Annotated in this window: 5 protein-coding genes and 1 pseudogene; 4 read left to right on the forward strand and 2 right to left on the reverse strand. The window is 62.9% G+C overall.

Annotated elements, in window-relative coordinates:
* Positions 1-433 precede the first annotated feature (433 nt).
* Both XpopCFBP1817_RS18515 and XpopCFBP1817_RS18520 read left to right on the forward strand, forming a co-directional pair.
* Positions 434-1,954 (forward strand): peptide MFS transporter, encoded by a 1,521-nt coding sequence (locus XpopCFBP1817_RS18515; RefSeq protein WP_128418234.1) that lies wholly within the window; start codon positions 434-436, stop codon positions 1,952-1,954.
* A gap of 11 nt (positions 1,955-1,965) precedes the next feature.
* A complete protein-coding gene (locus XpopCFBP1817_RS18520) occupies positions 1,966-2,568 on the forward strand; it encodes a thioredoxin family protein (RefSeq protein WP_128418235.1) in 603 nt (200 codons plus the stop codon).
* A gap of 85 nt (positions 2,569-2,653) precedes the next feature.
* On the opposite strand, the gene XpopCFBP1817_RS18525 is transcribed toward XpopCFBP1817_RS18520, so the two are convergent.
* The gene (locus XpopCFBP1817_RS18525) at positions 2,654-3,142 is read right to left on the reverse strand and encodes a MarR family winged helix-turn-helix transcriptional regulator (RefSeq protein ID WP_128418236.1); all 489 of its coding nucleotides are present in this window, start codon (positions 3,140-3,142) and stop codon (positions 2,654-2,656) included.
* Positions 3,143-3,264: 122 nt separating this feature from the next.
* Between XpopCFBP1817_RS18525 and hppD the strand changes: the two genes are divergently transcribed.
* A complete protein-coding gene (gene hppD, locus XpopCFBP1817_RS18530) occupies positions 3,265-4,380 on the forward strand; it encodes a 4-hydroxyphenylpyruvate dioxygenase (protein ID WP_167393977.1) in 1,116 nt (371 codons plus the stop codon).
* A gap of 179 nt (positions 4,381-4,559) precedes the next feature.
* On the forward strand, positions 4,560-5,873 hold the full coding sequence (gene hmgA / locus XpopCFBP1817_RS18535; RefSeq protein ID WP_128418237.1) for a homogentisate 1,2-dioxygenase: 1,314 nt from the start codon (positions 4,560-4,562) through the stop codon (positions 5,871-5,873).
* Positions 5,874-5,974: 101 nt separating this feature from the next.
* On the opposite strand, the pseudogene XpopCFBP1817_RS18540 reads toward hmgA, so the two are convergent.
* A pseudogene (locus XpopCFBP1817_RS18540) lies at positions 5,975-6,527 on the reverse strand (hypothetical protein).
* Positions 6,528-6,871 lie beyond the last annotated feature (344 nt).

The following is a 6,871-nucleotide window of genomic DNA, read 5'->3' on the forward strand; positions in this document are numbered from 1 at the left end:
CACCAGCTTGCAGATGATCCACCTGGCGTTCCTGGCGTTCCTGGCGTTGCTGCTTAGAAGACTTTGAACAGGCTCTAAGACTGAGTAGGGCTGGAGTTGGTGGGGGAACCAGTAGACCTGACGCCGGTAAACCTCAGCCTGCCAGGAGTCGAACCAAAGACGAAGCTCTCGTCTGATCCTCCGTTGCGAAACCGTACCCCCATCCGCCCCTTCGGGCATCTTCCCCGGCAGGGGAAGGGTCGTGCTAGCCCCTCTCCCGTCGGGAGAGGGGTTGGGGCGAGGGTACGGGGCTTCAGGCTCGCAGACCAGCCGCCGCCATCAGGTCGACGAGTCCTGCGAATTTGACGCGTACATGACGTCTAAGTGATCCTCGCGCCTCTCCCGGGGTACGCTCCGGGCACCCAGCCATCACTGAATACGCAAGGGACACCTTATGAGTGTTGACGCTGCCGCGCCGACTTCCGCCTCCGCTCCGCCACAGCCGCCTGCGCCGCCCGAGTTCCCCACGCTGCTTGGCCATCCCCGGCCGTTGTGGATGCTGTTCATGACCGAATTCTGGGAACGCTTTGCGTTCTATGGCATTCGTTGGGCGCTGGTGCTGTACATCGTGGCGCAGTTTCACAACGGCCAGGGGTCTGGGCAAGCGACAGCCAGCGCAACTTATGGCGCCTATCTGGCCTTGGTCTACGCAGCAGCGATTTTCGGTGGATACGTCGCCGATCGCGTACTCGGGTACCAACGATCAATTCTGGTTGGTGCGGCGGTGATGGCCGCCGGGTTGTTCCTGATCGCAGTGCCCGACCAGCGGGTGTTCGAAGTGGGGCTTGCCACCGTGGTGGTGGGCAACGGCCTGTTCAAGCCGAATATTTCGACGATGGTGGGGAAGTTGTATAAAACCACCGACCCGCGCCGCGACAGCGGCTTCACCATCTTCTACATGGGCATCAACCTCGGCGCGATGATCTCGCCGGTGCTCACCCAGTTGCTGGCCGAAAAGGTGTTCGGCACCCAGGCCATGCCGTCTTACAAGATGGTGTTCATGGCCTCCGGCGTTGGCATGCTGATCAGCCTGGTGTGGTTCTGGATCGGCCGCCCTCAGCTCAATGGCATCGGCGCACCGGCACCCAATGCGCAGGGCATCGGCCGTGTGCTGACGGTGTTGGTCGGCTGCGTGCTCGCGGTTCCGGTGGTGTACTTCCTGCTTGCCGTCGGCGCGGACGTGTTGCAAATCGTGTTGACCGTGTTGTTCATCGGCCTGTCGGTGATGCTGTTGATCGAAGGCATCCGCGAGGGCAAGGTGCAGCGCGACAAAGTGATTGCAATGCTGATCATCTTCGCCTTCAACGTGCTGTTCTGGATGTTCTTCGAGCAGGCCGGCAGTTCGTTCACCTTCCTGGCCGACAACATCGTCGACCGCGGCTTCGGAGATTGGACCTTCCCGACCGCCTGGTTCCAGTCGGTGAACTCGATTGCCATCATCACGCTGGCGCCGATCATGGCCTGGATTTGGGTCAAGTCCGGCCGCTTCAATCCCTCGATTCCGCGCAAGTTCGGCCTGGGCCTGCTGTTTAACGGCTTGGCGTTTTTGCTGCTGATGTTTGCGCTGTCGAGCCTGGTCAACGATGCTGGCAAAGTGCCGTTCTGGACCTTGTTCATGGTGTATGTGATTCAGTCTGTGGGCGAGTTGTGCCTGTCGCCTATCGGCCTGTCGATGGTGACCAAGCTGGCGCCGGTGCGTCTGGTGGGTTTCGGGATGGGTGGCTGGTTTTTGTCCACCGGCATCGGCAACAACCTGTCGGGCATTTTTGCCGGGCATGTCAGCGGAAGCGAAGGGGTGAGCGTGTCCTCGGCCCTGAGCGGGTATACCTTCGGGTTTTGGGCGCTGCTGGGCGCCGGCGCGGTGTTGTTCCTGATCGCGCCGTTGATCAACAAACTGATGCATGGTGTGACGTGAGGAGAACTGCAATGCCGATCAAACCCATTGTCTGTGGCCCGCTGCTGGCGGGCGTGCTGCTGACGAGCCTGTTGAGCGCCTGCGGGCAGCCTGAGCAACAGGAGGCGCCACGGCCGCTGGACACCTCGATGCAGAAGCCGCCCAGCGCCGATCCCAGCCAGCCGGTGTCTTCGGGCAACACGCCGACCGCTGCGGATATCGCCGCAGCCGCCGCGCTCAACGCGCAATACGACCCCTCACGCGATCCGGCTGCGGATCTGGAGACTGCCAAGGTCGAAGCCAAGCGCGGCGGCAAGCGCATCGTACTCAATGTCGGCAACGCGGCCTGCGAGCCGTGCAAGGCACTGGACGAGCTGATGGGCGGCGATGCGGAGCTGCGCAGCTTCCGCGATGCGCACTTTGTAGTGGTCAAGGTCAACCGCGATGCGGCCAACGAGAACGCGCCCTTCCTGTCGCAGTACGTCCAGCTCAACGACTACCCGTCGCTGTTGGTGCTGGACAACGAGGGCAAGTCGCTGACCCTGCAGTCAGGCCCGGAGCTGCGCAAGGGCGAGGGTTACGATCGCAAGAAGCTGTTGGACTTTCTCAAGCAGTGGGCGCCGCCGCAGGCGTGAGCCCCTGCTTGCCGTTCCCCTGCTTGCGCAGGAAGATGCCCCGTCAGGGCGGATGGGGGCGAGCCGCGCACCACCGTGGCAGGACTCAGTCCTTACGCGCCATGCGCGGCAGCCCGTCATTGGCCAGCCGGTCGATCAGCTTTTCCAGGATCTGCTGCTCTTCGGCGCTGAACACTGACATCAGCCGCTGCTCCATGTCGTTGACCAGCGGGGCGACGGTCTCGTAGACCTGGCGCCCTGCCGGCGACAGCGCCAGCATTGAGCGGCGGCGGTCGTCGCCATGGGTTTCGCGGCGGATGAAGCCGCGCTCCAGCAGGCGCGCCACGGCGCGGCTCACTGCAACCTTGTCCATCGCCGTGCGGTCGGAAACCTCACTGGCCGAAGAGCCCGGATACAGCGCCAGGATGGTGATCACCCGCCACTCGGGAATGGCCATCCCGTAACGATCACCGTAGACCTTGGCGATGTTGCTGCTGATCCGGTTGGACAGCACACTGAGGCGATATGGCAGGAACTGCTCAAGGTTGAGCAGAACAGGATGGTGCGGCGGCGTGGGGGCGTCGAGATCGCTCATGCTGCACTGTGTCTTGATTTTGGTTTCATTTGCAACTACAAGCCTGTGGTGGCCCGCACATTCTCGCGGGTCTTCTGCCACCCCGCATAGCCCTGCGGACGGCCCAGCGTGGAGAAACGACGATGAATGCACAGCCGCCCCCCCCCATCACCCGCCCCGATCCGGGCATGCAGGTCACCACCTTCGACAATCCGATGGGGATCGACGGGTTCGAATTCGTCGAATTCGCCGCACCCGCCGGCCAGGTGGCGCAGCTGCACGACTCCTTTCGCAAGATGGGCTTCAGCGCGGTGCTGCGTCACCGCAGCCGCGCCATCACCGTCTATCGCCAGGGCGGGGTCAACTTCCTGCTCAACGAAGACCCCGATTCGTTCGCCGCCGATTTCGCCGCCGCGCATGGCCCGAGCGCCTGCGGCTTTGCGATCCGCTTCCGTCCCCAGGCGCAGACCGTCCTGCAGACCGTGCTGGGCAACGGCGGCGAAGCGGTGCAGGACAAAGCCGGTACGCGTGCAGTGCCGGCGCCGGTGGTCAAAGGCATCGGCGATTGCATGCTGTATCTGGTGGACCGCTATGGCGATGCGGGCAGCGTCTACGACGCCGACTTCGCGCCGATTCCGGGCGCCGACCAGCACCCGGCCGGCTTCGGGCTGACCTTCATCGACCACCTGACCCATAACCTGTATTTCGGCAACATGCAGCGCTGGTCGGATTACTACGAGCGCCTGTTCAATTTCCGCGAGATCCGCTACTTCGACATCAAGGGCGCCAGGACCGGCTTGGTGTCCAAGGCAATGACCGCACCGGACGGCATTGTGCGCATTCCGCTCAACGAATCCTCCGACCCCAAGAGCCAGATCAACGAGTATCTAGACGCCTACCACGGCGAAGGCATCCAGCACATCGCCTGCTTTACCGACGACATCTACGCCAGCGTGGAAAAGATGCGCGCGGCGGGCGTGAGCTTTCTCGACACGCCGGACACGTATTTCGACGTGGTGGACCTGCGCATTCCCGACCACGGCGAAGACGTCGCACGCCTGCGTCGCAACAAGATCCTGATCGATGCCGATGTGGATACCAAGCAGCGCAAGCTGCTGCAGATCTTCACCACCAACTGCATCGGCCCGATCTTCTTCGAGATCATCCAGCGCAAGGGTAATGAGGGCTTTGGCGAAGGGAATTTCCAGGCGCTGTTCGAGAGCATCGAGCGCGATCAGATGAAGCGTGGGGTGCTTTGAGTGCTGGGATTGGTGATTCGCTATTCGGGATTCGCTGAAGGCAAATCGTTCAAGCGCCACACCATCGGGACCCGGTTGTCTGACAAGACAACCCAATGAGAACGCACTCAGTTAAAGCCCCTCTTCCGACGGGAGAGGGGCTAATCCCAGCCTCTTGGGGCCCAGTCCGGACGCACGCCATGCACAACAACCAGCGTTACATGACCGGTTTCTGCAACGAATTTGCCAATGAGGCCGTGGCCGATACGTTGCCAGTCGGGCAGAACTCGCCGCAGCGTGTGGCGCACGGGCTGTATGCCGAGCAGTTGTCCGGCACGGCATTCACCGCCCCGCGCGCTGAGAATCGGCGCAGTTGGCTGTATCGCATCCGTCCGGCAGCCGTGCATGGCGCGTTCTCGTTGATCGCGCAATCGACCTTCCACAACGACTTCGGCAGAGGCCCGGTGCCACCGGATCAACTGCGTTGGAGTCCATTGCCATTGCCGCCCATGCCGACCGATTTCATCGATGGTCTGTACACGATGGCGGGCAACGGCGGGCCGGAGGCAATGTCCGGCGTTGCGATACATCTGTATGCGGCCAACGCATCCATGCACGATCGCTTCTTCTACGATGCCGATGGCGAGTTGTTGCTGGTGCCGCAACTCGGCCGCCTGCGCATCCACACCGAACTAGGCGTGTTGGAGCTGGAGCCGCAGCAGATTGGGGTGATACCGCGCGGTGTGCGTTTTCGTGTCGAGCTGCCCGACGGCAGTGCACGCGGTTATGTCTGCGAAAACTTCGGCGCATTGCTGCGCCTGCCCGACCTGGGGCCGATCGGCTCGAACGGGCTGGCCAACGCGCGTGATTTCGAAACGCCGCATGCGGCCTTCGAACAGCGCGAAGGCGCGTTCGAACTGGTGGCCAAATTCCAGGGTCATCTCTGGCGTGCGGACATCGGCCATTCGCCGCTGGATGTGGTGGCCTGGCATGGCAACTACGCGCCGTACCGCTACGATCTGCGCCGCTTCAACACCATCGGCTCGATCAGCTTCGATCATCCTGACCCGAGCATCTTCACCGTGCTGACCTCGCCCAGCGACACCCACGGCACCGCGAGTATGGATGTTGCGATCTTCCCGCCGCGCTGGCTGGTGGCCCAGCACACCTTTCGCCCGCCGTGGTTCCATCGCAACGTGGCCAGCGAGTTCATGGGGCTGGTGCACGGCGTCTACGATGCCAAGGCAGAAGGCTTCGCGCCGGGTGGCGCCTCGCTACACAACTGCATGAGCGGTCACGGCCCGGATGCGGCGACATTCGAGAAGGCCTCGCATGCAGATCTCGCGCGCCCGGATGTGATCGCCGACACCATGGCTTTCATGTTCGAGACGCGCGCGGTGTTGCGCCCCACGCAGCAAGCGCTGCAGGCCAGGCATCGGCAGGGCGACTACCAGCAGTGCTGGTCAGGATTGCGCGCTGCGTTTCAGATGCCAAGCTCGGGTGATGTGAAGTAACTCAGACAGCTAGCCCGTTGTGCTGATCAGGCGGTACGACATTTCAAAAGTCGCAGCTGTCCGATCAAGCCGCCTGCAACGCATCGGTGGCAACTGTTTGATCAAGCCGCCTGCAATGCATCCGGCAGCAACTCGCCGATCCGTGCGCGCACGCGTGCCGCATATGTTGCGCAGGTGATCTGCGGCAACGCGCGTAGTGCTTCGGCGATGGCGGCGCTGATGGCCTCTTCGGCTCGGGCGGCGTGCAGATGGCGATGCAGGACCACGGCCACCGGGTTGCGTTGCAGCTGCAGGATGTCGGGCAGATACAGCCGTGCGTTGGTGGCGGCACGAGGGCGCTGACGTTGCAGGTCTTCTTCGGTCTGCTGCGCATCCGGCGGTTGCATGGGCGCAGAGGGCGTCGGCTCTGCCGTAGCGATCGTGCTGGTCGTGCCGATCGGCACGATCGCACTGCCTGCCACTGCCGCCACCTCACTCAACTGCAGATACCCCATCGCAGACAAGGTCTGCACCAGCGCCACCGCATCGCCGCCCAACAGCACGGCCAGCGTTGCCACGTCGCGCTTCCCATCGGCCAAAATCAGCGGGCGTCGCTGCAGCAATGTCAGTGGGCTGCAGCGCAGTGAGGGCAGGCTCAGTCTTGCATGGGGTCATGGCGGCGGTCCTGCCAAGCCGTCAGCGTGACCGCTGCGAATGAAGCGCCGATGACATCGGTACGACGCAATGGTCACACCGGCAATGGTCACACCGTTCTGCACATCGCCGCGATGCGGGCGATGTAGGCTGTCGCGCACCCGTGAGGAACGCACCCATGACATCCAGACTGCTTGGTTTGATGAGCGCACTGCTGCTATTGGCCGGCTGCAACCGCGCCGACGACTCCACAGCCAAGGCTGAGCCAGCCAACGCGGAGCAGGTACTGAGGTTTCCCCACGTTTTCCCGAGATAGATCAGCTGGTTGCACCCGGATCGTGTAGAAACAAGTGCGCGCATGGCGC

The organism is Xanthomonas populi (assembly GCF_002940065.1).
Lineage (GTDB): Bacteria > Pseudomonadota > Gammaproteobacteria > Xanthomonadales > Xanthomonadaceae > Xanthomonas > Xanthomonas populi.

What these genes read in the sequence shown, in the direction of transcription:
- XpopCFBP1817_RS18515 (WP_128418234.1), top strand. Translation starts at nt 434, where the DNA reads ATGAGTGTTGACGCTGCCGCGCCGACTTCCGCCTCCGCTCCGCCACAG.
- XpopCFBP1817_RS18520 (WP_128418235.1), top strand. Translation starts at nt 1,966, where the DNA reads ATGCCGATCAAACCCATTGTCTGTGGCCCGCTGCTGGCGGGCGTGCTG.
- XpopCFBP1817_RS18525 (WP_128418236.1), bottom strand. Translation starts at nt 3,142, where the DNA reads ATGAGCGATCTCGACGCCCCCACGCCGCCGCACCATCCTGTTCTGCTC.
- hppD (WP_167393977.1), top strand. Translation starts at nt 3,265, where the DNA reads ATGAATGCACAGCCGCCCCCCCCCATCACCCGCCCCGATCCGGGCATG.
- hmgA (WP_128418237.1), top strand. Translation starts at nt 4,560, where the DNA reads ATGCACAACAACCAGCGTTACATGACCGGTTTCTGCAACGAATTTGCC.